Consider the following 25,033-nt stretch of genomic DNA (forward strand, 5'->3'; position numbering starts at 1 on the left):
AAGGCACGTAAGGAACGTTGAAGGTCTTAAACGGCGAACATCAGCAGAAGCGCAACGAGGAACGAGAAGATCCCCAGCGCTTCCGAGAACGCGATACCGATGAACATAGTCGCTGTCTGACCGCCAGCGGCGGATGGGTTGCGCAATGCACCCGACAGGAAGTTGCCAACAACGTGGCCCACACCGACGGCTGCGCCGCCCATACCAGTACATGCAAGACCGGCACCGATGTAAGCACCCATTTGTACGACGTCACCTTCCATAGCGAATTCTCCTTACGTTGGAATTAGGTGTTAGATTGATCTTAGTGGTGTGGATGCAGCGCATCCTTCAGATACACACACGTCAGAATTGCGAAAACGTAGGCCTGGATAAATGACACCAGAACCTCCAATGCGTAGATTGCTGTGATGGCAGCGATTGACAGCGGCGCGATGGCGATCAGTGCAGCGAATGCCGCGAACACTTTGATCACCGCGTGGCCTGCCATCATGTTACCGGCAAGACGAATGGAATGGCTGACCGGGCGCACGAAGTAGGAAATCACTTCGATCAGCGCCAGAATAGGCCGCAGCACCAACGGGGCCGAGCTAATCCAGAAGACGCTCAGGAACCCAAGGCCATGTTTGTAAAAGCCCAGCAAGGTCACCGTCAGGAACACCGCCATGGCCATAACCGCTGTGACAGCGATGTGGCTGGTGGTGGTAAAGCTCATCGGCAGTAGGCCAAGGAAGTTGGCGAAGACGATGAACAGGAACAGCGTCATGATATATGGGAAATACCGCACGCCGTCTTTTCCGGCGACGTCTTCAACCATCTTATAAATAAAGCCATAGGCCAGCTCAGCGACCGACTGCATTCTGCTTGGCACGATGGCGCGACCGCGTGTGCCCAGAACCATCAGTGCGAAAATAGCCAGAACCGAAAGACCCATCCAAAGCGTCACGTTCGTGGGGGTATACCAACTGATGGCACCATCACCGAACAATGGCTTCACGATGAACTGATCCATCGGGTGGAAAACAAGACCGCCTTCTTCGCCGTGTGCTTCGTCCGCCACTTTAGTCCCTTTCCGTCTCAGCCGTCGCCGCGTTGGCTTCGGCCTCTTTCTGCATCTCTTTCGCAGTTCGCATCATCGTCCGAATGCCCGCCGCAAATCCTAATAGCGTGAACACGATCATCAGGAACGGTTGAGTTCCGAAAAGCGCATCCAGCCCAAATCCCATGCCAAAGCCGATCCCCAGCCCTGCAACAAGTTCGATCACCATCCGCCAGGCATGTTGCACTTGCGTATAGTGGTCGTCCAAATGGGCCGGTGGCTGTTCCACAACTCGCTTTTCAGCAAGTTTGCTTTCCAGTGCCTCAAGCCGTGCCATTCGATCATCTTGATCTTTGTCGGCCATGGCTAACGTCCCCATGAGAAGTTGCGTTGGAATTACGGATTTATGGCCCAAGAGTCAACTTGGGCCAAGTCCATCTAAGCGTCTGATAAATATTAATTAAAACGACACGTTCATATTGCCGCAGGTTACACCTTATTCAACCGATTGGTTTACCTTCCCGCACAACGAATACGGAAACCTGAGAATGTTCGGCAAGATGTGCGCCATGTGATCCCGTCAGAAAGTCGCCAAAGGTGGGTACATGAGACGCGACAACCACAAGATCGGCTTTGGTTAGATCGACCGCAATCAACAAGAGCTCATCCAAATCCGTTGCCTGTTCGTCCGAGGCAAGCGCTTGAGGATTGACCGGTACGTGAAACCTGGTCGCGACCTCGGCGCTAAAGTTCTCCAGTTGCTGAAGCCGATCGGCGGAAATTTTCCCGTACTGTCCGGGTTCTGCGGCACCCACATGTACAAGGTGAAGGGAACCGCCACCATGTTTTGTGTGCATAGCTGCAAGTTCGATGGCTTTTCCCAGTTGCTCCAGGTGATTGAGGTCCACAGGGACCATTACGTTTTTGAACATGTCGCCCTCCTTTTCGCTGGTATTTTACCGGCACCAGGATGCTTCGTCGTTGAGGCAGATCAAATGGAATTGGCACTTCGTTGTTCGCAACCTAGCCGTCGCCGCCTTCTAAGCGACGTTCCGACGCTTTCGGCCAATTCGAAAGACACGTCCGTCAATGCACAACAGCCCGACAAAGAGAATCCCCATGCCTATCAGCTGCACCGGCAATAGCTCTTCTGACAAAAAGACAACGCCCAACCAGATCGACGAAATCGGCGCTATCAGAGTTATTGTCGAGGCTGTGGTCCCACCAACGCGCGGGATCAGCCAGAACAGGACAATGAACGCTGCCGACGTCAGAACAAATCCGATTGCCGCCAGGCTTGCCCATGTTTCCACGCGCTTGATGACCGGCATGCCTTCCAGCCCCAAGGCCAAGGGCGCAAGCAATAATGTCCCAAATAGCAGCGACCACGCGGTCATCGTGGTTCGACTGACATCATTCAGATAACGTATTAAATTCAAAGCGATACCATAACACGCCGGTGCGGATATCGTTGCAATCATTGCGATAGGATTGGATTCACCCCGCCCGTCAAACTCGGGCCACAGAACAACAACCATCCCCAGAAATCCCATAGTCACACCGGCAGATTTCGCCCAGGTTGCCCGCTCTCCGCCTGGCCAAACCTGGCTGATAAGCACCACCAGAATGGGTGTCATGGCATTAACGATACCAGCTGCGCTCGAAGTGATAAATTGCTGTGCGTAGGGATAGATCGACAGCGGTAGAGTATATTGAAACAGCCCGAATATGGCCAGCATTCCGGCCATATTCCACGAGATCAAAACCTTCTCACCCCGAACAGCCAACCAAACCCAACACCCCAGTGCGCCAAAGGAAATGCGTCCAAGCGACGTCGTAAACGGCCCCAATTCTCGCAGCAGAATTTCGTTGAAGAAGAACGAAGCTCCCCAACCCATTCCAAGTATAAATATCAGCACCCAATACCGGTAAGGCATGTCATTTCCCAACTGAATCGCGGCACTCTATCGCTAATTTAAATCCAGGTGTCATTCCGATTTATGATTAAACGCATCACGATCACTGACCTGATGGCTTGACCTTTGTGGCGCGGGCCAGCTACGGCCATTAGGTGACCAATAGCAAACCTCTCGATACGGTCTTCTCGGCCCTTGCCGACCCGACCCGGCGACGCATCCTTGAGATGTTGTTGGAAGACGATATGGCCGTCACCGATGTTGCCGAACCGTTCGAGATGTCTTTGGCTGCCATCTCGAAACACCTGACAATCCTCACACGCGCCGGACTTATTCTTCAGGAGAAGCGCGGGCGCGTTAAATGGTGCAAACTCGACCCTGACGCCCTGCGTGCCGCAAGTGTCTGGATGCAAGGGTTTGGTCAATTCGAGGCAGTGGACTTGGATGCTTTCGAAGCGTTCCTGTCTCAGGAATTGGATGAGACCGACGAAGCCTGATCTGCAACCCCCTCACGCAGCAACAGCAGCAAAGCAACAACCGTCAATCCGACGCCTGGCAACATGACCGCTGGCGGAACGTCACCATCCAAAACGATCTCCCACAGAATGACCCAGCTAGGGATCAGGTAAGTGTAGGCCATCACTTTGGCAGCCTTAAGCCGAAACGACGCAAACTGAACTAATATGATCGAAGCAACCGTGGCAAAAACAACCAGGTAGCCCAAAGTCGCCCAGACCCTCAAAGACAGGGCACTCCAATCTGTGGCCAAGATGCTGGTAACGCCTGTTGCGCCAACGACTACAAACCCGGCGATCAAAACGCCCAAGGTAAAGATTAGAACCGGCTCCCCCCGGTTCAGGCGTGGCACCAGCGGGATGTATAATGCATGGGCCATACACCCGAAGAAAAAGATGAATTCACCCACGCCGATGCGAAATTGCAGGAATGCATCAAGATCACCGCGAAAAATCACCCACAGTGCACCCGCAGCACCAACGCTTAATGCCATAGCCATCGACGCATTCGTGGTCTGTCGCATGATCCACCAGCCAAACCCAGCCGCCATCAGGGGCGTTAGTGTGAAAACAGCGGCAATCGAAACCGGATGGGCAGTTTTCAGGCCAACGAACATCAGCACGAAATACATACCAAACAGCCCACCCAAAACTAAATAGCGCCACGGCGCACGCGCAGCTGCGCGATTTATTTGTCCGGTAACTCCGGCGACCACTACGACCAAAACTGATGCCACCAAAAACCGAACCGCAGTTAAAGCCTGTGGGTCGATGTCATTCGCTATGCGTCCCCCAAAGGAAAACGAACCAGCAACCAGAGCCGAAAATGTCAAAAGGGCCAGATGCCCCTTTAACTCTTCGCGTCTGGCAACCGGCTGTCCGTTCACCACGATTTCGCGTCTTGTTTCAAAAACTTCAAGAACGCCTGAACCTTGGTTGTCCGGTGCAGATCAACATGGGTCACAAGCCACAATGGCGCCGCCCACTCTTCTTGGGGTTCAATCAAATTTACCAAGCCTCCGAACTGCTCGGCTTCCCAACAAGAAATAAATCCGATGCCCACGCCCGCGATCACGGCATCACGCATCACACGCGCATCAACTCCCCGGAACACTATTTGCTCGGGGCCAACACGCTCGCTCAGCCACTTGAAAACCGGCACACGGGACTCAAGATTGTCATGCGCCACAAAGTCATGACCACTCAGTTCATCCAACGAGGCCAATCGACCCTTACGATCAATGTAGTCCTGCGACGCATAAAGCCCGATCTGTTGTTTGACGAACGGCTGAACCACATTGTCCGGGTTGTCTGGCGCGCGCCCCGCACGGACAGCCACATGCGCTTCGCCATACTCAAGCCGTAAAACCTCTTCGCCGGTCAAATAGCGGATGATCAAATCCGGGTACAGTGTCTGAAAACGCGCTAATGTCGGCGTAAGCCGAGGCGAGGTTGAGGCTAGAGATGTCACCACCAACTCGCCTGATACTTCGTCCCCGCGTCCTTTGATCCGACCAACCAACTGTGTGAATTGATCATCTGTCGCTTGCGCCACTTGCAACAGATCCTGACCGGCTTCCGTTGCGGTATATCCCCGCGCATGACGCTGAAACAGTTTCACGCCAAGTCGTGATTCCAGAGCGTCAATGTGGCGGATGACAGTTGCATGATGCACACCCAAAGCATCAGCTGCCCCGCTGACGGTTCCCATCCTGGCAACATGGTAAGCGGTACGGATCTCGTCCCAAGTACTGATCGACATGACATGTCCTATGGCTAGTTAGCACAGCCCGAAATTGGCCAGCCCAACTCGTTTATCGTGCGAAAATAGAATATCCAATGCCGAAATTCGCACATTCTCGCAAAATCGCACAAAAACGGTTCGATTAACGGTAATTTTAAGCCGCCGAATGGCCTCCTATCTCTTCCTCAATCGAAAACGAAAAGGAGGCTGACATGCCTACTAAAATACTTCGGATTGACGCATCCGCCCGGCGCGAAGGTTCTGTAACCCGTGAATTGAACGACCATATCATCGAACGATTTAGAGCCAACGGCGACGCAGCCGTCACGACGCGAGACCTGACCGAGGCCTTGCCGCAAGTCACCGAAACATGGATCGGCGCCAACTTCACACCTGCCGATGACCGCAACCCCGGGCAACACGAAGTTCTCTCGCAGTCAGATGGATTGATTGAAGAGTTGAAATCTGCCGACATCGTGTTGATCGGCCTGCCAATCTACAACTTTGGCATGCCCGCCGCGCTGAAGGCCTGGATCGACCTGGTCGCCCGCGCTGGCGTCACCTTTCAATACACAGAAAATGGTCCCAAAGGCTTACTGGAAGGCAAACGCGCCATCGTTAGCGTCGCATCCGGCGGCACCGAAACTGGCTCAGACTGGGATTTCGCCACCGGCTATCTGCGCCACGTCCTGAGCTTCATCGGCATCACTGATGTCCTGTTCGTTTCCGCAGACAAAATGGCGATCGAACCCGAGACAACTTTGAAATCGGCTCACGCGGCCATCGCCACACTGCCACTGGCAGCCTGATTGAAAGGGCATCCCTTGTCTTACGTTACACTCGCTATCAAAGTTCTTCTCACGCTGGCCTTCGTCGCTGTGGGCACTGCAAAACTCGCCGGGGCCGAAATGATGGTCGCAACCTTCGATGCCGTCGGCGTCGGCCAGTGGTTCCGCTATGTTACCGGTGCAATCGAAGTTGGTGCCGCCGCCCTTCTTTGGGTCCGTGGTCGCGAAGCCATCGGCGCTGCACTTCTGACCGCAACCATGGTCGGCGCTGTCCTGGCGCATCTGGTCATCCTTGGCCCGTCGGCCGTGCCCGCTCTGGTGCTTGGAACCTTGTCGGCTGTTATCCTTTGGCTCTATCGCGATCAACTGACGTCCCTACGTGGAACCGAAACCTCAGCTGCCTGACAAATAAAACGGGCCGGAGAACCTCTCCGGCCCGAAAATTAGGCAAGCGGCAACAGGAGGTTATACCGCTTTGCCGTCCGCATCGAAGAAACGCAGCCGTTCTTCCGGGGCGATCAAGCCGATCCGCTGACCGGGTTTCACGTCGGTGTCGCCATCTGTTCGAACCGTCAACTGACCCAGCGGCCCGCCATCAACAACAAGGAAGGTATCTGCGCCAAGATATTCCAGAACGTCCACGGTTACGTCACACATCCCCTCGCCCTCGGCACCAATTTCCAGGTGTTCAGGGCGGAAGCCCACCTTGGTTGCCGGAGTGGACCCTTTGAACGGGCCACCACGACCACCTTCCAGCGTGAATGAATTGCCGTCGGTCTTACAGTCGACAATATTCATCTTGGGCGAGCCTATGAACTGCGCCACGAACAGGTTCGCAGGGTTTTCGTAAAGCTCGCGCGGGGAACCCACCTGCGCAATTACACCATACTCAAGAACTACAATCCGGTCCGCCAGTGTCATCGCTTCGACCTGATCATGCGTCACATAGATCATCGTGCGCTTCAGGCTTTGGTGCAGTTTCGATATTTCATAGCGCATCTCAACTCGCAAAGCCGCATCAAGGTTCGACAATGGCTCATCAAACAAAAACGCTGTCGGATCGCGCACAATCGAACGCCCAATTGCAACCCGCTGCCGCTGACCACCCGACAGAGCCTTCGGGCGGCGCTCCAGGAACGGCTCCAACTTCAGCACGCGCGCGGCTTCGTTGACCTTTTCGTCAATCTCATCTTTCGGAGCGCCCGCAACTTTCAGCGAAAAGCCCATATTGTCGCCAACCGACATATGCGGATAAAGCGCGTAAGACTGGAACACCATCGACAGACCACGCTTTGAAGGCGGATCAGCCGTCTTGTCGTCTCCATCAATCAACATCGACCCGCGCGAGATCTCTTCCAGACCACCAATCATGCGAAGCAATGTTGACTTTCCGCAGCCCGACGGGCCAACGAATACGACGAACTCGCCGTCTTTGATATCAAGGTCGATGCCTTTGATGACCTGAAGTTCACCAAACCATTTTTCGACTTTTTGAAGGTTAATCGAGCCCATCAGTTTTCTCCTGCGGATGGTGAGGCCCAGGCCAGCCAAACAGCTGCTGTCCAGGTAAACGTGCCCCCGCCAGCAGGATCGCCGGACTGGGGATGAAAGTATTCGGCAAAGCCGTGTTCAGCGATCAGATCGCGGGTCGCTCTTCGGACCGTTTCGGCCTCATCGGTCTTACCCATGTCAGCCAGCCCGATGGCGATCAGCGCATTCATGATTGCCCATGTCGGCCCGCGCCAATACCGCATTCCATCGAAATCTGGTGCGGTCACTTCAAGGCTTGGGATCGGATAACGGCAGGATGTGAAACTTTCCGCCAACTCGTCGCCCATGCGCGGATCGTCCAGCCGGGCATACCAGCACAGGAACGAAGCGCTGGTGACATGCCCGGTATGTTCTCCGGTCCGCATGTTGATCGCGTCAAAAACGCCGGTATCCGGGTTGCGCAAAGTCGCGGCCCCATGTTCCAGCCGCTTGCTCCAACCATCAATCTCGCTGCGATCTTCGCCTAGGTCCTGCGACATACGTGCAAGATCGCGGTTCGCGCGTAGCAATATGAACGTCAGCGTCGGGTCTGCCACCGCAAATGGCCGATCTTCAGCCATCGCCGCATCATCCCATCCCAGCCGGACACCCCGCTGAACCAGCCAGATATACCGGTCATAATCCGCTTTTGTCGGGCGCATCGCCGGGTCGACATGGCTGGTATCGCGGCGGGTGTATTCGCCAACACCTTCAGGCTCGATCAGCGCCATCGCGCTATCCCAGTCCGCACAATTGTCACGCCCTGCTTCCCAAGGATGGGTCACGATAATGGCGTCATCCTCGGTCGTACGCCAGTTCATATACCATTTGTGCCAGGCTTTGATTCTCGGAAGCAGCGCACGCAGGCGTGCATCGCCAACCGCTTTATCCTGCTCCCAGATCGCACGAATAAACGTGGCTGCAACCGCGGGTTGGGTAATGCCCGAAGACGCGATCGGCCCCTTGCCATAGGTGCTCCAAACGTCCGGCCCGGGGTAGTATCCAGGGTCTTCGGCGTGAAACAGGATGTGGGGCACCATTCCGTTATCCCACTGCCCGGAAAACAAGGTTTCCACCTCTTCCCAGGCACGATCCACATCAAAGGTTGCAAACCCCCAAGCGGCAAAGGCGCTGTCCCAGTTCCATTGGTAGGGATAAAGCCCCGCTGTGGGCACGGTATACCCACTCCGGTCATTGCCGCGCAGGATCGAACGCGCTTGTTCGTCCAATGCTATGTGATCCATGGCGCTCATCCCTTGACCGATCCAGCCGTCAGGCCTTTGGTCATGAACCGCTCAAGGCCCAGGAAAATCACCATGATCGGCACCGTTGCGATCACCGCGCCCGCCATCAGGTGTTGTCGTGGTATCTCGGACGAGTTCAACGATGCGATCCCTCGGGTCAACGTGAACTTCGACGGATCATCCAGCAACATGAAGGCCAACAGGAACTCGTTCCAGGCGATCATGAAGACATAAAGGCTGACCGACGCCAACGCCGGCAAACTCAGCGGCAAAGTGATCTTCCAGATCACCGCCAGACGGCCCAAACCATCCATCAACCCGGCTTCTTCAATCTCTGCCGGAAGCCCCCGGAAATAACCCTGCAACATGTATAGGGCCACGGGGATTGTTGTGACCGGATATATAAGCACGATTCCGAAAACAGAGTTCCTTAAACCCACCATCGAAAAGGCGATATAAATTGGCAGCGCCAGAACGATCATCGGCACCATATAGATCAACAGGATCGACCTTGAGAACGCAGCCCGCCCTTTGAACCGCAACCGCGCGACCGCGTAGGCGCCCGGAATGCTGAACGCCAACGTCAGCAGAACGGTAATCACCGAAATGTAGAACGACGTCCAAAGGTAAGAGCCAAAGCTGAACTCGGTAAACAGCTCATTATAGCTGCGGAAAAGGTCCAGACCCTTGCTGATATCAATCGTGAAATCCAAGGGGTTCTGCAAAAGCTCGGCCTGGTTCTTCAGGCTGGTCATCACCATCACATAGAACGGGATGGCGACGATACCGGTGAAAAAGATATAGCCGAACCCCGTCAGGAACCGAATGGCCGAGGCTTCGAATTCGTGCCGCGTGGTTGGCCCGAACGGAAGATCATCAAGGATCTTTTGCAGCGGCCAAACCGCCGATACCGCGAAGATCACCCAGGCAATAACGATGGTCGAAAAGCTGGTGCCCTCAGCACCCACAATTGCGGGTTTGAGGAAGACGAAAACTAACGCGGGGGCCAAAGCTAGGCCAACGCTCCAGGTGATGCGCTGATTGCGAGTGCGCTCACCATCCGGCAACCAGACGAAACCCAACCAGGCGCCAAAGACCAGCGATCCGATAAGAGAAGGTGCAAGTCCTTCACCCGTCGCGAAACTGACCATGATGCAGGCCACGACAGACATTGTGAACGTCCACAGAGCGCCAATAATAGGGCCCGCGACGTATCCATACCAGAACGGTTTCATAGACCTTCCTCCCGGCTGACGTATTTGAAGAAGAAGACCGAGAACAACAGCAAGCAGCAGAAGATGACCACTGCCACGGCAGCACCCGCCCCGATATTCGAGACGGCAAAGGCCTGCTCGTAAACGTTCACCGTCAACGTCCGCGTTCCGGCGTTACCGCCCGTCAGCAGGAAGATGTCGTCGAACTTGTTGAAGGTCCAAATAAAGCGCAGCAGGAACAGCACCGAAAGGATGCCTAAAAGCTGCGGCAGGCTAAGGAACCAGAACTTCTGGAACGGCGACGCGCCATCCATATCTGCGGCCTCATACATATCCGTGTCGATGGATTGCATCCGCGCAAGGATGAACAGGAACGACAACGGGAAGTATCGCCAAATCTCGAACACCGTCACCATGATCAACGCCAATGGCCGGTCGCCGAAAAAGTTGATGGCCTCGTCCGTCACACCCATCTGGATCAACAACGCGTTAGCCGATCCCGAGAACGGATCAAACAGAATGATCCAGGCGAAGGCCACAGCGATAACCGGGGCGACATAGGGGAACAGGTATAGCCCCCGCAGGATGCCCTGCCCCTTGAATTCCTTGTTTAGCAGCATCGCAGCGAAAAGCCCAAAGACCAGCGCCCCAATAGTGCCGACGATTGTATAAAACAACGTCACATAAAGTACGCCCCAGAACTCATCCCCATCAAACACTCTGGCGAAATTCTCGCCGGTGAATTCCAGATTGGTCAGGATGTTCTTGCCAGATCCGGTCAAGTTCGGCTCGGTGCCTTCGGCGGCTTCTTCAGCCGCGTCTTCGTCACCGTCGATAGTGACAAAAACTGAAATGCGCTCGCGCGCGCCACCTTCAAGGTCACCCAAATCACAAGCGAACTCGTCTCCGGCAATCAAACAACGCTCGTCGATCGAGACAATATTCACACCAGACGGGATCACATCCTGCATGGTAACGTTGAAAATCGGCTCCGCCTGCGACGAGTTCCGCAGACGATACTCTAGCCTCAGCTCATCACCCGAACCACGCAAAGACTCGCGAACAACAGGTGCAGGTGGACGCAGATCGGCCAGGCCTATCGGCTTGAAACTAATCCAGAAAATCGCCAACAACGGCAGCACAACGACTGCTGAAACGATGGCAATGGTTGGGAAAAGAAGCCCCCAGGCTAAACGCGCCTCGCGTTTAGCCAATGGCCCCGTCCCGGTGGGAGGGGTTGCCGTGGTCATGACATATCTCCGAACGAATGTCGGGTGGCGGGCGGCGGCTCATCCGCCGCCCGATAGTCAGGCGCGCTTACTGAACAGCGGCCAGTTCTTCGTTCAACTTGGCAACCGCCGCATCTGCATCCATTTCGCCATCAAAGTAGGCGCGGAATACGCGATTGATTGCCTGGCTGTTGATGATCTTGGACGCCAGCGCAAGCTGACCTTCCTGAACACCCCATCGCTGAGCAACGTCCAATCCGCCAACGATCTCATCGATCATCGAGGCTTCATAAAGCTCGGACAATGGCGCGCGGCGATCAACACCAACGTCCAGTTTCGACCATGCTTCGACGAATTCGGTTGGGTTATCAGCCGTGCCGCGACGCACAGGGAACTTACCCTCAGGCGCAATCGAAAGCGTCTGAGTATAGCCCTCGTTCATCGAATATTCGACAAAGGCCTGCGCCTCATCGATATCAGCATCAGCCGTGATACCAAAGTAGCGAACGTCGCCCCAAGCTGCGCCATCAGCATTCGACGGACCCGCAAAGTTGGTCACGATGCCTGTCGCAGCTGCAAGATCATGTGTGGTCGAGTCATCGTTGATCGTTGGCGGGGCGCTGTCACGCAAACCAGCCAGTTCGTCCAAGATGAATGGCGACCATACGATCATCGCAGTCTGACCCGCAAAGTAGACGGTCCGCGCCTGATCCCAATACAATTCCCCCGGAGGTGACGCTTCCGCGATAGCCTTGTAGAATTCCAGCGTCTCGGCCGTCTTCTTGGCGTCAAAACCTGCAAAACCGCTGCCATCAACCGGGGTCGCACCGTTAGCCAACAGAAGATGCTCAAGCACCTGGCTCATGAAACCTTCGTCAACTTTGGTCGGGGCAACAAAGCCGAACATCTCAGGCGGATTGTGCAATTTCTCGATTGCTGCCAAGACGTTAGCATAAGTCGTCGGTGCTTCCAGACCGTTCGCATCGAACAGATCCTTGCGGTAAACGACCATCTGCGTCCAGCCATCAACCGGCACAGATGCATAGCCGTCGGGTGTCGCGGCCATGTCCAAAGCACCCGAAGCAAAAGTGCCCTTGCCCAGTGCATCGACAACCTCAGTTGCCGCTTCACTGTCCAGAATGCCAGCTTCCGTCCAAGGCAATGCATAGCTCAGCGGGTGATAAATCACGTCAGGCAAATCGCCAGCAGCAAACGCAGCCGTGGCCCGCGTGCCGATATCGCTTTCCTCGACCGGAATGATCTCAACGCCAATACCGCTTTCCGCAGTAAAGGCAGCCGCCATCTCTTCCTGCTTCGCCAGACGTTCCGGCTGGTTTTCAGTAGTCCAGAACCGGATGTCCGCCGAAGCTGACATCGCCGTCAGGGCAAGCCCGACAGACGCCGTCGCCATAAGACGCGCATATTTTCCAGTGTTTCGATAAGCCATGTAATGTCCTCCCATTGGCTTTGTATTTTTGGTCTTCAGTGTGATGTGACCGCCGTTTGGACACGGCGGGCAATCGTTTCACTCGTCATCTGTGGCGGTCCATCCGAACCGCCAAGCTGAAGTGTTGCCCGCGCCGTTTCGCGCAGGGTCTCAGGATCAGCGCCGCGGATGCAACGGATCAGTAAATTGGCCAAACGCGACCCAGCCTCGCGGCTGTCCACGTGAAAAGTCGTCAAAGGCGGTCGGGCCCATGCCCCTTCAGGCGAGCCATCATAGGAAATGATCGAAAGGTCACGCCCGATCTCCAATCCCAATCGCGCTGCCGCCTGGTAAGCACCTAGCGCAACGACATCGACCGCAAAGACAATCGCAGTCGGCGGATTGTCCATTTGCAACAAGCGCATCGCGGCGGCTTGTCCGGCCTCGGTTGTCATTGCGCCGTCCATGACAAGGGCTTCGTCAACCTCAAGCCCAACGTCCGCCATCCCGTCACGAAAGCCAGCCGCACGCAAATGGCTGAAGTTGTACTCCAATCCGCCATTCACAAATGCAATCCGGCGATGCCCGTGATCGGCCAATCGCTGCACGGCTTCACGCATCGCCTCTTCACCCAGTACGTCAAACCAAGCGCACCCGGTGGTGTCGGCAACCCGACCATAAAGAACGAACGGAACTTCAAGAGCCCGAAGCAATTTCGCGCGAGGATCATCATAGAACGAGCGTGGCAGAATAAACCCATCCGCCTTTCGCTCATCAACAAGACGGCTCAAAGTCGACAGCATTTCCTCTCCGCCGCCCGACGTGGCGACGGTAAGCGTCCAGTTCTCGTCACTGGCCGCGCGCGTCAGCCCTGCAAGGAAGTCGGAAAGAAATGGTCGTTGTGCATCTGGAACATCAGTCTGAAGAACCAGCCCCAACGCTCTGGTGCGACCTGTGCGGATCGCCTGCGCCTGCGCCAGCGGGCGATACCCCATGATCTCAGCCTGACGCCGCACCCTATTCTGCGTGGTTGCCGAGATATCAGGATAGCCGTTCATGGCCCGCGACACCGTCCCTTTTGTCAAACCCAACGCATCTGCCAGATGACTGATCGTCACCCGCGCCTTGCGCTGTCTCAACGGAATCTGTGATGCGGATTGAGTCACGAATTTCCTCCCCGACTCACAAGATTGTCTCCGAAACCGGTTTCGGCAAGGAGTTTCTGCTATTTCTCGCTCCGCAATCTGCAAAAACCCGATCATGGCCCTTAATTGACTGCGCTCGGCGTCTGAAAAAAACTTTCAGAAAACCGGGCATTTTAGAGCAAAACTGACATCCGAAACCTGGTAACAGACGCACGCGTCTCTCCCGGCGGACACTTCAACGCACTTGTTCGGCGGATCGGATTCGCGGCAATGCAATGGCTTGCATACTGCCGAAAAAAGGTAGCCGCCACGCCAAGGACGTGACGGCTATGAAAGGGGAATGATAGGCCGGAGGGGGATTTGGCCACCACTCATACACTCTATATGAGGGGGGCATCATCATTGGTAAAATCGAAAATGATCGACAGTTTGATAGATTTTCTCTATCAAAATCTCCATGCCGACACTCCAGCAACTGCGCTATCTCCTGGCTCTGTCAAACGAGCGCCACTTTCGCCGCGCCGCCGAAGTCTGCCATGTGACGCAACCCACACTTTCCGGCCAGTTGCGCGAGCTGGAACTTCGCCTTGGCGCACCTTTGATCGAACGCAACCGAAACCCGGTGATCCTGACCTCCGAAGGACAAGAGATCGCCACACGCGCCCGCCGCGTCCTTGCAGAAGTCGAAGATATCCGCGCCATTGCACGACGCGCGAGTGACCCGTTCAGCGGCACGATCCGGCTTGGCATCGTTCACTCCCTGGGATCTTACCTGATGCCGCTCATCGTTCCGGACCTCCACAAACAACAGCCGGACCTGCGACTTTACATACGCGAAGGATTGCCAAATCGGCTATTCGATCAGCTTGAAAACGGCGATCTGGATTTGCTTCTGTTTCCCCTGCCTGCCACGCGGCGCGGTCTCGCCACAAAGCCATTATTCATCGAGCCGCTGCAAGTCGTCGTGCCGCACTCGCACCCGATGGCCCGCCTCACATCGGTCAACCGACGCGATCTCAAAGGTGAAACGCTTCTGACGCTGGAACCCGGCCATCGGCTCTATGAGCAGGTGCGCACCCTGGCCGACAGTGCCAAGGCAAACCTCAGCCATGACTACGAAGGCACCAGCCTGGATACCATTCGTCAGATGGTGGCCATGGAATTAGGTATCTCTTTGATGCCCTCGCTTTATGTGCGCTCCGAAGTCGCCCGCGAAACCCTCGTAACTGCCCGCCCTTTCAAAGGGCCGGACGCACCTTCGCGCATGATCGGGGCAGTCTGGCGCAAAGGGTCCGTACGCGAAGAAAGCCTCGTTCACTTGACTGACATGATAAAATCCATCCTGGCCCGCGACATCCCCGAAATCGACGTCATCGTCGAATAACTCCCATTCCGCTTCTTTCTGGTGAAAATACTCCGGGGGAGCCGCGATTTCGCGGCGGGGGCAGCGCCCCAAACGCGAAACGCCAGTTTCGCTCGGATCGACCCGGCAAAGCCGGGGCGAAAAAAAGCCGGGCCAAAGGCCCGGCAAGTCCAACAGGGAGGTTTCGCGTCATAACCCGGACACGACACCGGGAACTTTCTGGCTCAGGCCACCAACCGATAGCCACCCGATTCCGTCACCAACAACCGCGCGTTGGACGGATCCGGCTCGATCTTCTGCCGCAGGCGATAGATATGGGTCTCCAAAGTATGCGTCGTCACACCGGCATTATAGCCCCAGACTTCGTGCAACAGAACATCACGGGCAACCACACCCTCGCTGGCGCGATAAAGAAACTTCAAGATATTCGTCTCTTTCTCGGTCAGACGGATTTTCTTTTCTTCCTCGGTCACCAACAACTTCTGAGCGGGCTGAAACGTATAGGGCCCCAACTGAAACACCGCGTCTTCCGACTGTTCATGCTGGCGCAGTTGCGCACGGATACGGGCCAGTAAAACCGGAAACTTGAACGGCTTGGTGACGTAATCATTGGCACCCGCGTCCAGACCCAGAATTGTATCTGCGTCGCTATCATGGCCAGTCAGCATCAAAACCGGGCATTTCACCCCATGCTTGCGCAATACCCGACAAAGCTCGCGCCCATCGGTATCCGGCAGTCCAACATCCAGAATAACCAGGTCATAAATAGCCTGTTTGGCCTTCTCCATGGCTTCGCTGCCGTTGCCGGCTTCGAACACATCGAAGTCCTCGGTCATGATCAATTGTTCGCCCAACGCCTCGCGCAAGTCGTCATCGTCATCAACCAAAAGTATTTTCTTCACATTCTGCGCCATCAGGTCCTCCATGCGCCGTTGATAGAAGACATGCGCAGTCCGATGCTGAACGGCAAGAAATGCTGCACAATCTCACGGGCATGTGTCGAAGACGGTCGAAATGTTTCAAATTCTGTAATAGCCCGCTACATGAAAGGTTGGAGACCCTATTAAATGTCATTGCTGCCAACACTGACGGAGAAGATCGCCCGAGCGCGCACCGATCTGCGCCTTGGGCTTCCTGTTGTGTTGCAATCCAATCACCAGACAGCGCTGATCTTCGCCGCCGAGGGGCTCACGCCTGAGCGCCTGACCGCGGCCCGAGCACTTGGTCCTTTGGAACTGGCCATCACTGCACGGCGGGCCGAAACCTTGCGCGCGCGCACCTACGACGGTGACATTGCCCGCTTATCTGTTCCATCGGATGCAACGACCAAATGGGTCGCTGCGGCCACGGATCCCAAAGACGATCTTTCAACACCTCTGAAAGGGCCCTACCAAGCACTTCGCGACGGCGACGCAACTTTGCACCGCCTTGCCGTCAGATTGGTAAAATCGGCCTGGCTATTGCCAGCAGCACTGGTGGTTCCCGTCAAAAATTTGACTAACCCGGAATTGACGCATCTGGAGGCAACGGCCACATCTGCAACGCTGGAAAGCGATGTGTCACACCAAAATATCGTCACCGGTCGGGTGCCCTTGCAAGTGTCCGAGGCCGGACGCGTACATGTTTTTCGCCCTTCAAATGGCGGCGAGGAACATGTTGCCTGCGAGATCGGTCGACCCGCACGCGATCGCCCGGTTCTGGTCAGGCTTCATTCTGCCTGCTTCACCGGCGATGTGCTGGGCTCGCTAAAGTGCGACTGCGGTCCACAACTTCATTCGGCGCTGAAGCAGATGGGCGGCGAAGGTGCTGGTGTCCTGCTCTATCTCAATCAGGAGGGCCGCGGCATTGGTCTGGCCAACAAGATGCGCGCCTATGCTTTGCAGGATCAGGGTTTTGACACCGTTGAGGCCAACCATCGTTTGGGGTTCGAGGATGACGAGCGCGATTTCCGCACTGGTGCAGACCTGCTGAAACGCCTTGGATTTTCCTCGGCCCGGCTTTTGACCAACAATCCGGCAAAGGTCGATATGCTGCGGGCCCAGGGCATTGATGTTGTAGAACGTGTGCCGCTGAAAGTGGGGCTGAACCCATTGAATGAAAAGTATCTGGATGTGAAGGCAAAGAAATCCGGACATATTCTGTGATTGAGTTTCGCCGCCTTACGGCGTCGATCCGCTGGGGCTCTGCCCCAGACCCCAGAGTATTTCATCCAGAAAGAAGGGCTGATTTTGGCGCCAGGTGATCTGATTGTTACGCCCAGGGGGCTGCGGTACCGGGGCGCGTATTACCCTTTCGTCCTGGGGCGCGGTGGTATTGCGGCCAACAAATGCGAAGGCGACGGTGCAACACCGGTGGGGGTTCACAGGGTGGTGGGCATGTTTTACCGACCCGACCGCATTGCCGCGCCCTCGTCCTGGGCATTGCCGATCCTGCCGAACGACCTGTGGTGCGACGCGCCGTCCCACGCAATGTACAACCAATTGGTTCGCAGACCTTTTTTTGCATCACACGAAGTTTTGCGGCGGGCAGATCCGCAATATGATCTGGTTCTGGTCACAAACTGGAATTGGCCGAAGGCGGTTTCAGGCAAGGGATCAGCCATATTCATTCACCAATGGCGACGCCCCGGGCATCCGACTGCTGGGTGCATTGGTTTGGATCGTCATGATCTGCAAAAAATCGCCCGCGACCTGAAACCGAACACCAGGGTGATAGTACGTCCTCAGCCGTAGTTTCTGGCGCCGAAGATCGCCGAACCCACACGCACATGGGTTGCGCCCTGTGCTATTGCCTCTTCAAAGTCACCGCTCATACCCATCGACAAACCGGTCAGGTCGTTGCGTTTGGCGATCTTGGCCAAAAGCGCAAAATGCAGCGTTGGCGTTTCGTGAACCGGAGGGATGCACATCAGACCCTTCAGCGGTAGTTTCAGGTCGCGACATTCTTGAACCAACGCATCCACTTCGTCGACGGAAACGCCTGCTTTCTGATCTTCGTCGCCGGTGTTTACCTGAACAAAGATATCAGGGCAGCGGCCGGTTTCTTCGGCGATGCGGGCAATAGCACGCGCCAGCTTGGGGCGGTCCACCGTGTGGATGGCATCGAACAACTCCATAGCCGCGCGCACTTTGTTTGTTTGCAGGGGGCCGATCAGATGGAGTTGAACTCCGTCAAACTCTGCCCGGAAATCGGGCCATTTGCCCTGGGCTTCTTGCACCCGGTTTTCACCGAAGATGCGATAACCCGCTTGCAGTGCGGCCTTCACGCGTTCCGGCGGCTGCACTTTACTGACAGCAATCACAGTGATGCCACCCGGGTCACGCCCATGCTTGCTGGCGGCATCGGCCATGCGGGTCTGAATGTCTGAAAGGCTCATGGGTTCGTCCTAAATGGCTTGCACCCTTGTGCCAAAAAGAAAAGAGCGGGCGCAAGGCCCGCTCTCTCTATTGGAACTAATCCTGGTAGGATTAGAAGGACATCGAAACGCCCAGGTCCCATGCAGTCGCGGAGCCGTTGTCAGCTACACCACCGCCCAGCGAAGCACCGCCGCCGAGGCCCATGGAGAAGCCAACACCAACAGCTGCAGATTCACCGTCTGCATAGCCGAGGTTGATGGTTGTGTCACCAGCCGACCAGCTCAGGATTGTGCCGTAGTTGGAGCCAAATGTGTCGTCATCTTCGTAGTAAACGTCGAAGCCGATACCACCCAGCGAACCGGATACGTCAACAGCCATATTGTCACCAGCTGCATCTTCTTCCATGCCGATACCAACAGTGATGTCACCAGCGGAGAATTTAACACCAGCAGCAGTTTTTGCGCCAGTTGCACCAGGTGTCATTGTCGAAGACAGATAGATCGAAGCTGGACCGAAAGAGTTCGAATACAGCAGACCGCTGTTAGAACCGCCGCCACGTGCGATTTCTGCGCGGTTGTCAACACCCAGGCCGTTGAAGCCGATGTCGCCAAGACCTGCAACAGACTGCAGAGCGTTGTCAGGATCGCCGATTACAACCTTACCGAACGCGCCGGACAGGTAAACTTCCCAGTTGTCAACGCCAGAAGCGCCGCCGCCATCTGCGGAAGTCGTGCTGAAGAAACCGTCGTGATCGTGCGCACCTGTTGCGTCAGAGGTCGTGTAGTCAAAGCCGAAGCCCAGGCCACCGTCAGTTTCGCCCGAACCAGCGAACGAGATTGCGATGTTCGGAGCAAATGTGATTTCGCTACCAGTTGCGCCGGAATCGCCAACAGCGAATTCAGCAGAACCGGAAACAGATACGCCAGCGTGACCGTCTGCAAATGCAGCGCCGCCGACCATGACCAGAGCGGTCGATGTAAGAAGAACCTTTTTCATCTTGTTTTCCCTCGTGTGTAAAAGGTGCGTCTCAATTCGGACACACCGAACTGATTGCCAATGTGTTTCTCTCTAGTGACCCGATATTGCAAGCGAGGGGGCAAAACCGCCCCGAGACTCCATATCCGATGGTGCAGCTTTGCCACAGTGTTGCCGTTCCCCCTGTGGATAAAGCCCTTGAAATGCTCTTGAGGCCGCCAATTGGCTCCGTTAGGGATGCTTTCAGAGGCTAGGAAAGGACTGCCAATGTTGGCTTTGGCACGTAAATGCACACAGAAATGGGGAATCGCCTTTGGCATTTCTCTGGTTCTAGCCGGTTGTGGCAGCTTCAGCGGTTTTTTTGACGGCGATAATACAGCCACAACCGAAGCGCTTGCCGAACCAGAAGATCAGCGCGACACGATCTGGGATTTGTTTAATGCCAGCGACGATCCCAACACCACGCTGGAAGTGAATAAATACCTCTGGAATGCCTCCTTCGACATTCTGAACTTTCTGCCAATCCAAACGGCTGATCCATTCTCTGGCGTCATTGTCACCGGCTACGGCACGCCGCCCGGCGGTCGCACCGCCTATCGCGCCACGATCTTCATCCGCGATCCGGCTCTGGAGGCTCGCTCGCTGAACCTGGCACTCGCAACGCGTTCTGGCCCGGCATCCACAGAAACTGTGCGCGCGGTCGAGGACGCTATACTGACACGCGCACGTCAATTGCGTATCGCGGACCTGAACCTATAGACCTTGCCATCTGGCCCGATTAAGAAACAGCCGGGCAGTGCGCCCGGCCGTCAACGTTTCCATATACTCGCATGTAAAGAAGTGTGATCCCATGTCCGCCTACGATACCAAAGTCATCGAACCGAAATGGCAACAGGCCTGGGATCAGGCCGAAACCTTCACCGCGTCCCGGACCGATGACAAACCAAAATACTACGTGCTGGAGATGTTCCCCTATCCGTCGGGTCGCATCCACATCGGTCATGTCCGCAACTACACCATGGGCGACGTGATCGCGCGCTATAAGATGTCCACCGGTCACAATGTGCTGCACCCCATGGGCTTCGACGCCTTCGGAATGCCGGCTGAAAACGCGGCCATGGCCATCGGCGGCCACCCCAAAACCTGGACCTACGACAACATCGACACAATGGTCGAACAGATGAAACCGCTGGGCTTCGGCCTGGATTGGTCCCGCATGTTCGCCACCTGCGACCCGGAATACTACGGCCAGCAGCAAAGCATGTTCATCGATTTCATGGAAAAAGGACTGGTTTATCGCCGAAATGCGACCGTCAATTGGGATCCGGTCGATATGACGGTTTTAGCTAACGAACAGGTGATTGACGGTAAAGGCTGGCGCTCGGGCGCGGATGTTGAACGCCGCGAGTTGACCCAATGGTTTTTTAAAATCAGCGACTTCTCGGAAGAATTGTTGGACGCCATCGACACACTCGACCACTGGCCCGCCAAAGTGAAACTGATGCAGTCGAACTGGATCGGCAAATCGCGCGGCTTGCAATTTGCGTTCGACCGCACCGATGGCGAAGAACCAATCGAGGTCTACACCACCCGTCCCGATACACTGATGGGTGCGTCCTTCATCGGCATTTCTCCGGACCACCCGATTGCCAAGGAACTGGCCGAAACCAACCCCAACGTCGCCGCCTTCCGCGCCGAAGTCGCCAAAGGTGGCACCACCGAAGAGGCGCTGGAAAAGGCCGAAAAGCTGGGCATCGACACCGGCATCAAAGTAAAACACCCGCTGAATCCAGAATGGGAGCTTCCCGTCTGGATCGCCAACTTTATTTTGATGGACTACGGCACCGGCGCAATCTTCGCCTGCCCGGCCCACGATCAGCGCGACCTCGATTTCTGCCGCAAATACGACTTGCCGGTGATCGACACCTTCTTCGCGCTTGAGAACCCATCACCGGTCGAAAACGAAGCATACGTGCCGCCAAAAACCGACACCGTGAAATGGGTCGACCATTTCGCCGGTCTGGACCAGGCAACGGGCGAAGACGCCGTAGACGCCACCATCGACTACGCCGAACAGAACGGCTGGGGCAAAGGCGTCACAAACTACCGTTTGCGCGATTGGGGCCTCAGCCGCCAACGCTATTGGGGCTGCCCGATCCCCGTCGTCCATTGCGATGATTGTGGCGTCGTGCCCGAGAAGAAAGAGAACCTGCCTGTTGAGCTGCCCGAAGACGTCAATTTCGACGTTCCCGGCAACCCGCTCGACCGCCATCCAACATGGCGCGACACCCCCTGCCCATCCTGCGGCAAACCCGCCAAACGCGAAACCGACACGATGGACACGTTTGTGGACTCAAGCTGGTATTTCGCCCGCTTCACGGCCCCCCGCGCCGAAACGCCCACCAACATGGCCGACGCCGAATACTGGATGAACGTCGATCAATACATCGGCGGCATCGAACACGCGATTCTGCACCTCTTGTATTCCCGCTTCTTCGCTCGTGCGATGCACATCTGCGGCCACTTGCCTGTCAGCGCCATTGAACCCTTCGACGCCCTGTTCACCCAAGGCATGGTGACCCACGCGATCTACTCGACAATTGCTCGCACTGAAGTTGGCGATCCGCGAGGTGAAGGAGTCGGAGTTACCAAGTTTCATTACCCGGAAGAAATCGAACACCGTGATGGAAAAGCTTTCGTCAAGGAAACTGGCGAAGAAGCAAAAATCATCCCCTCCGCCAAAATGTCGAAATCAAAAAACAACGTCGTCGACCCGGTCGCCATCATCGATCAATACGGCGCTGATACCGCCCGTTGGTTCGTTCTCAGCGACTCTCCGCCCGAGCGTGACGTCGAATGGACCGCATCCGGGGCCGAAGCCGCGTTCAAACATCTGGGCCGCGTCCACCGCATCGCTTCTGACATTGCAAACTCGGGCCACGGCGGTTCTGGCAACCCCGACGCCGACCAGGATCTCCGCCGCGCCATGCATAAAACCATCCATGACGTGACCATGGGCGTTGAATCCTTTGGATTTAACGCAGCAATTGCAAAGCTTTACGCCTTCACCAACGTCTTGCAGAAATCCAAGGCCTCGTCAGAAATCAAGCGCGAAGCCATCAAGGTTTTGGCACAACTCATGTCGCCCATGACCCCACACCTCGCCGAAGAGATCTGGCAAATGCACGGCGGCGACGGCCTCATCGCCAACGCCCCATGGCCCGTCGCCGACGAAAGCCTTTTGGTCGAAGACACCGTCACCATGCCGATCCAGATCAACGGCAAACGACGCGCGGAAATCAGCGTGCCCAAGGACATGCCGAAAGATGAGGTTGAAAAACTCGCGCTTTCGCAGGACGCTGTCATCAAAGCGCTGGCCGGTGGTCAGCCGAAAAAGCTGATCGTCGTTCCGGGCCGCATCGTCAATGTCGTCGTATAATAGAAGAGCATTCTGCCTAACCGCCCTCGCCGCCCTCACCGGCTGCGGCTTCCAACCGGTCTATGGCCCCGGCGGCGATGCAAACGGCCTTCGTGGTCGCATCAACTTCGCAGATCCTGCCGATGAAGAAGGTTTCGAGTTGGTCGCGCGGCTGGAAGACCGCCTCGGTCAACCCGCAAACGCCGACCTCGACCTCTACGCCGAACTCTTTGTCACCGAAGAAGCCGTCGGTTTCCTCTCAGACGGCACAATCAGCCGCTACAACGTGCTCGGCCGCGTGAACTGGACCCTGACCGGCAATGCAGGCCAAGCCCTCGCGGGCGATGGCCGCTTGTTCACCAGCTATTCGGCCACGTCCACCACGGTCGCCACAATCGTCGCCCAACGGGATGCCCGCCGCCGACTGGCCGTGATCCTGGCCGATGGCATCGTCGCAGACATCCTGACCGCCGCCGACACCCTATGAAGTTGTCGACCCGCGACGCCCCCGGCTATTTCGCCAAACCCGACGCCAGCAAGACCGGGCTTTTGATCTACGGATCAGACGCCATGCGCGTCGCCCTTCGCCGCCAGGAAGTGATCAAAGCCCTGATCGGGCCAGAAGACGAAGACGAAATGCGCCTGACCCGCATCCCGGCTGCGGACCTGCGCAAAGACAAAGCAATGCTGAACGACGCGATAAAGGCGCAAGGTTTCTTCCCCGGCCCCCGCGTGGCCTTTGTCGAAGGTGCCGCCGACGGGCTGACCGACATCATAAAATCCTCGCTCTCCGACTGGCAGGACGGCGATGCGCAGATCATCGTCACCGCTGGCCAACTCGCGGCCCGCTCCAAGCTGCGCAAAGCCTTCGAAGATCATCCAAACGCCTACGCCACCGGCATCTATGACGATCCACCCTCGCGCGCCGAGATCGAAACCGCCCTGAAATCCGCTGGCCTGACCGACATCTCAACCGACGCCATGGCAGCCCTCACTGGCCTTTCCCGTGCAATTGATCCTGGGGATTTCCGCCAAACCCTTGAAAAGATTGCGCTCTACAAACTGAAAGACCAATCGCCCTTGACCGCAGAAGAGGTCGACCTTTCCGCCCCCCAATCCATCGAAGCCGGCATCGACGATGTGCTGAACATCGCCGCCGATGGCGAAGCCCACCGCATCGGCCCGGTCCTGAAACGCCTCGAGGCACAGGGCGTTGGCGCGGTCGGGCTGTGCATAGGCGCAACCCGCCACTTTCGCACGCTTCACGCCGTTGCCTCGGACCCCGGCGGCGCTGGCGCGGGCATCGGCAAACTCCGCCCGCCCGTCTTCGGCCCCCGCCGCGACCGTATCCAGCGACAGGCCTCAAGCTGGGGCATGCACAAACTGGAACGCGCGCTCGCTATGCTTCTGGACACCGACCTGACCCTGCGCTCCACCGCCCGCGTGCCCGAAATGGCCGTGATGGAACGCACCCTGTTAAAACTCGCATGGATGAACCGCAGATGACCTTCACCGTCGTTGGTCCGACCGCCACCAGAACCTCGCGCGTGCTGTGGTGCCTCGAAGAACTCGGCCTGCCGTTCAAGCGCCAGATCGCCCGCCCCCATTCGCCCGAAATCAACGCCCTCAACCCGCTAAAACAGGTGCCCGTCCTGATCGACGGCGACACCGTGCTAACCGATTCCACCGCGATCCTCTATTTCCTGTCAGACCGCGAAAGCCGCCTCACCCACAATCCCGGCACCCACGCCCGCGCCACCATGGATGCCCGCATCGCGTTCCTTCTGACCAAACTTGAAGTGCCGATGTGGATGCGCTCGCGACACACCTATGTGCTGCCCGAAGATATGCGCCGTTCAGAAGTGATCCCGCCTCTGGAAACCGATTTCAAACTTGCCCAGTCCAAATTTCACAAACTGCGCGGAGACGCCGAATTCTTTGCCGGAGACGACTTCACAATCGTCGACATCATCGCGACCCATTGCCTGTATTGGGCCAGCGACTTCTGGAAGCTGAACCAGGCTTCGGAAGATTACCTGAACCGCATGAAGTCGCGCCCGGCATGGACTTCTTCGCGCAAGGAACCTGACGCCTGACGCACAGGCCCTGCGCGTGGAAATCTCAATCGACA

Annotated in this window: 27 protein-coding genes; 11 read left to right on the plus strand and 16 right to left on the minus strand. The window is 56.5% G+C overall.

The window, feature by feature from the left end; all coding sequences use genetic code 11:
- Positions 1–26: 26 nt before the first annotated feature.
- The 5 genes from GKR98_09315 to GKR98_09335 all read right to left on the minus strand — a co-directional run bounded on the left by GKR98_09315 (position 27) and on the right by GKR98_09335 (position 2,976).
- The gene (locus GKR98_09315) at positions 27–263 is read right to left on the minus strand and encodes a F0F1 ATP synthase subunit C (GenBank protein QMU58374.1); all 237 of its coding nucleotides are present in this window, start codon (positions 261–263) and stop codon (positions 27–29) included.
- A gap of 41 nt (positions 264–304) precedes the next feature.
- Positions 305–1,012, minus strand: coding sequence for a F0F1 ATP synthase subunit A (locus GKR98_09320; GenBank protein QMU60045.1), 708 nt, complete (start codon positions 1,010–1,012; stop codon positions 305–307).
- A 49-nt stretch (positions 1,013–1,061) separates the two neighbouring features.
- Positions 1,062–1,403: a F0F1 ATP synthase subunit I gene (locus tag GKR98_09325; protein ID QMU58375.1), complete on the minus strand. Its 342-nt coding sequence runs from the start codon at positions 1,401–1,403 to the stop codon at positions 1,062–1,064.
- Positions 1,404–1,539: 136 nt separating this feature from the next.
- Positions 1,540–1,971, minus strand: coding sequence for a universal stress protein (locus GKR98_09330; protein ID QMU58376.1), 432 nt, complete (start codon positions 1,969–1,971; stop codon positions 1,540–1,542).
- A gap of 108 nt (positions 1,972–2,079) precedes the next feature.
- A complete protein-coding gene (locus tag GKR98_09335) occupies positions 2,080–2,976 on the minus strand; it encodes an EamA family transporter (GenBank protein QMU58377.1) in 897 nt (298 codons plus the stop codon).
- A gap of 134 nt (positions 2,977–3,110) precedes the next feature.
- Here GKR98_09335 and GKR98_09340 point away from each other — a divergent pair, with 134 nt between their 5' ends.
- The gene (locus tag GKR98_09340) at positions 3,111–3,452 is read left to right on the plus strand and encodes a metalloregulator ArsR/SmtB family transcription factor (GenBank protein QMU58378.1); all 342 of its coding nucleotides are present in this window, start codon (positions 3,111–3,113) and stop codon (positions 3,450–3,452) included.
- Here GKR98_09340 and GKR98_09345 read toward each other — a convergent pair.
- A complete protein-coding gene (locus GKR98_09345) occupies positions 3,422–4,357 on the minus strand; it encodes an EamA family transporter (protein ID QMU58379.1) in 936 nt (311 codons plus the stop codon). The genes GKR98_09340 and GKR98_09345 overlap by 31 nt on opposite strands.
- On the minus strand, positions 4,354–5,226 hold the full coding sequence (locus GKR98_09350; GenBank protein QMU60046.1) for a LysR family transcriptional regulator: 873 nt from the start codon (positions 5,224–5,226) through the stop codon (positions 4,354–4,356). The genes GKR98_09345 and GKR98_09350 overlap by 4 nt, the downstream gene beginning before the upstream one ends.
- 200 nt (positions 5,227–5,426) lie before the next feature.
- Here GKR98_09350 and GKR98_09355 point away from each other — a divergent pair, with 200 nt between their 5' ends.
- Together GKR98_09355 and GKR98_09360 are read left to right on the plus strand one after the other, a co-directional pair.
- Positions 5,427–6,023: an FMN-dependent NADH-azoreductase gene (locus GKR98_09355; GenBank protein ID QMU58380.1), complete on the plus strand. Its 597-nt coding sequence runs from the start codon at positions 5,427–5,429 to the stop codon at positions 6,021–6,023.
- Between the two features lie 15 nt (positions 6,024–6,038).
- On the plus strand, positions 6,039–6,407 hold the full coding sequence (locus GKR98_09360; GenBank protein QMU58381.1) for a DoxX family protein: 369 nt from the start codon (positions 6,039–6,041) through the stop codon (positions 6,405–6,407).
- A gap of 60 nt (positions 6,408–6,467) precedes the next feature.
- Here GKR98_09360 and ugpC read toward each other — a convergent pair whose 3' ends face one another.
- From ugpC to GKR98_09390, 6 genes are all read right to left on the minus strand, one after another.
- A complete protein-coding gene (ugpC, locus tag GKR98_09365) occupies positions 6,468–7,514 on the minus strand; it encodes a sn-glycerol-3-phosphate ABC transporter ATP-binding protein UgpC (protein QMU58382.1) in 1,047 nt (348 codons plus the stop codon).
- The gene (locus GKR98_09370; GenBank protein ID QMU58383.1) at positions 7,514–8,785 is read right to left on the minus strand and encodes a hypothetical protein; all 1,272 of its coding nucleotides are present in this window, start codon (positions 8,783–8,785) and stop codon (positions 7,514–7,516) included. The genes ugpC and GKR98_09370 overlap by 1 nt, the downstream gene beginning before the upstream one ends.
- Positions 8,782–10,011 carry an ABC transporter permease subunit gene (locus GKR98_09375; GenBank protein ID QMU58384.1) on the minus strand — a complete coding sequence of 410 codons (1,230 nt, stop codon included), beginning with the start codon at positions 10,009–10,011 and terminating at the stop codon, positions 8,782–8,784. The genes GKR98_09370 and GKR98_09375 overlap by 4 nt, the downstream gene beginning before the upstream one ends.
- A complete protein-coding gene (locus tag GKR98_09380) occupies positions 10,008–11,240 on the minus strand; it encodes an ABC transporter permease subunit (protein ID QMU58385.1) in 1,233 nt (410 codons plus the stop codon). Before GKR98_09380 ends, GKR98_09375 begins: the two co-directional genes overlap by 4 nt.
- Before the next feature lie 67 nt (positions 11,241–11,307).
- Complete coding sequence (locus tag GKR98_09385) at positions 11,308–12,666, minus strand: extracellular solute-binding protein (GenBank protein QMU58386.1); 1,359 nt, start codon at positions 12,664–12,666, stop codon at positions 11,308–11,310.
- Between the two features lie 35 nt (positions 12,667–12,701).
- Positions 12,702–13,907 carry a LacI family DNA-binding transcriptional regulator gene (locus GKR98_09390; protein QMU58387.1) on the minus strand — a complete coding sequence of 402 codons (1,206 nt, stop codon included), beginning with the start codon at positions 13,905–13,907 and terminating at the stop codon, positions 12,702–12,704.
- A gap of 340 nt (positions 13,908–14,247) precedes the next feature.
- Here GKR98_09390 and GKR98_09395 point away from each other — a divergent pair, with 340 nt between their 5' ends.
- Positions 14,248–15,174 (plus strand): LysR family transcriptional regulator, encoded by a 927-nt coding sequence (locus GKR98_09395; GenBank protein QMU58388.1) that lies wholly within the window; start codon positions 14,248–14,250, stop codon positions 15,172–15,174.
- A gap of 203 nt (positions 15,175–15,377) precedes the next feature.
- Here the strand turns inward: GKR98_09395 and GKR98_09400 are convergent, their stop codons facing one another.
- Entirely contained in the window at positions 15,378–16,067 is a 690-nt protein-coding gene (locus GKR98_09400) for a response regulator (protein ID QMU58389.1), read from the minus strand.
- A gap of 153 nt (positions 16,068–16,220) precedes the next feature.
- Here GKR98_09400 and ribA point away from each other — a divergent pair, with 153 nt between their 5' ends.
- Both ribA and GKR98_09410 read left to right on the plus strand, forming a co-directional pair.
- A complete protein-coding gene (gene ribA / locus GKR98_09405) occupies positions 16,221–17,297 on the plus strand; it encodes a GTP cyclohydrolase II (protein ID QMU58390.1) in 1,077 nt (358 codons plus the stop codon).
- Between the two features lie 84 nt (positions 17,298–17,381).
- The gene (locus GKR98_09410) at positions 17,382–17,885 is read left to right on the plus strand and encodes a L,D-transpeptidase family protein (protein ID QMU60047.1); all 504 of its coding nucleotides are present in this window, start codon (positions 17,382–17,384) and stop codon (positions 17,883–17,885) included.
- Here GKR98_09410 and GKR98_09415 read toward each other — a convergent pair.
- Both GKR98_09415 and GKR98_09420 read right to left on the minus strand, forming a co-directional pair.
- A complete protein-coding gene (locus GKR98_09415; protein QMU58391.1) occupies positions 17,876–18,529 on the minus strand; it encodes a YggS family pyridoxal phosphate-dependent enzyme in 654 nt (217 codons plus the stop codon). The two genes, GKR98_09410 and GKR98_09415, sit on opposite strands and share 10 nt — an antisense overlap.
- Positions 18,530–18,620: 91 nt before the next feature.
- Entirely contained in the window at positions 18,621–19,505 is an 885-nt protein-coding gene (locus GKR98_09420) for a porin (GenBank protein ID QMU58392.1), read from the minus strand.
- A 246-nt stretch (positions 19,506–19,751) separates the two neighbouring features.
- Here GKR98_09420 and GKR98_09425 point away from each other — a divergent pair, with 246 nt between their 5' ends.
- The 5 genes from GKR98_09425 to GKR98_09445 all read left to right on the plus strand — a co-directional run bounded on the left by GKR98_09425 (position 19,752) and on the right by GKR98_09445 (position 24,998).
- Positions 19,752–20,243, plus strand: a complete 492-nt coding sequence (locus GKR98_09425; GenBank protein QMU58393.1) for a DUF3576 domain-containing protein — start codon at positions 19,752–19,754, stop codon at positions 20,241–20,243.
- Positions 20,244–20,334: 91 nt separating this feature from the next.
- A complete protein-coding gene (locus GKR98_09430; protein QMU58394.1) occupies positions 20,335–22,923 on the plus strand; it encodes a leucine--tRNA ligase in 2,589 nt (862 codons plus the stop codon).
- Positions 22,910–23,389: a hypothetical protein gene (locus GKR98_09435; GenBank protein ID QMU58395.1), complete on the plus strand. Its 480-nt coding sequence runs from the start codon at positions 22,910–22,912 to the stop codon at positions 23,387–23,389. The genes GKR98_09430 and GKR98_09435 overlap by 14 nt, the downstream gene beginning before the upstream one ends.
- Positions 23,386–24,408: a DNA polymerase III subunit delta gene (locus GKR98_09440; GenBank protein QMU58396.1), complete on the plus strand. Its 1,023-nt coding sequence runs from the start codon at positions 23,386–23,388 to the stop codon at positions 24,406–24,408. The genes GKR98_09435 and GKR98_09440 overlap by 4 nt, the downstream gene beginning before the upstream one ends.
- On the plus strand, positions 24,390–24,998 hold the full coding sequence (locus GKR98_09445; GenBank protein QMU58397.1) for a glutathione S-transferase: 609 nt from the start codon (positions 24,390–24,392) through the stop codon (positions 24,996–24,998). The genes GKR98_09440 and GKR98_09445 overlap by 19 nt, the downstream gene beginning before the upstream one ends.
- The last annotated feature ends 35 nt before the right edge of the window (positions 24,999–25,033 follow it).

The organism is Boseongicola sp., assembly GCA_014075275.1.
Lineage (GTDB): Bacteria > Pseudomonadota > Alphaproteobacteria > Rhodobacterales > Rhodobacteraceae.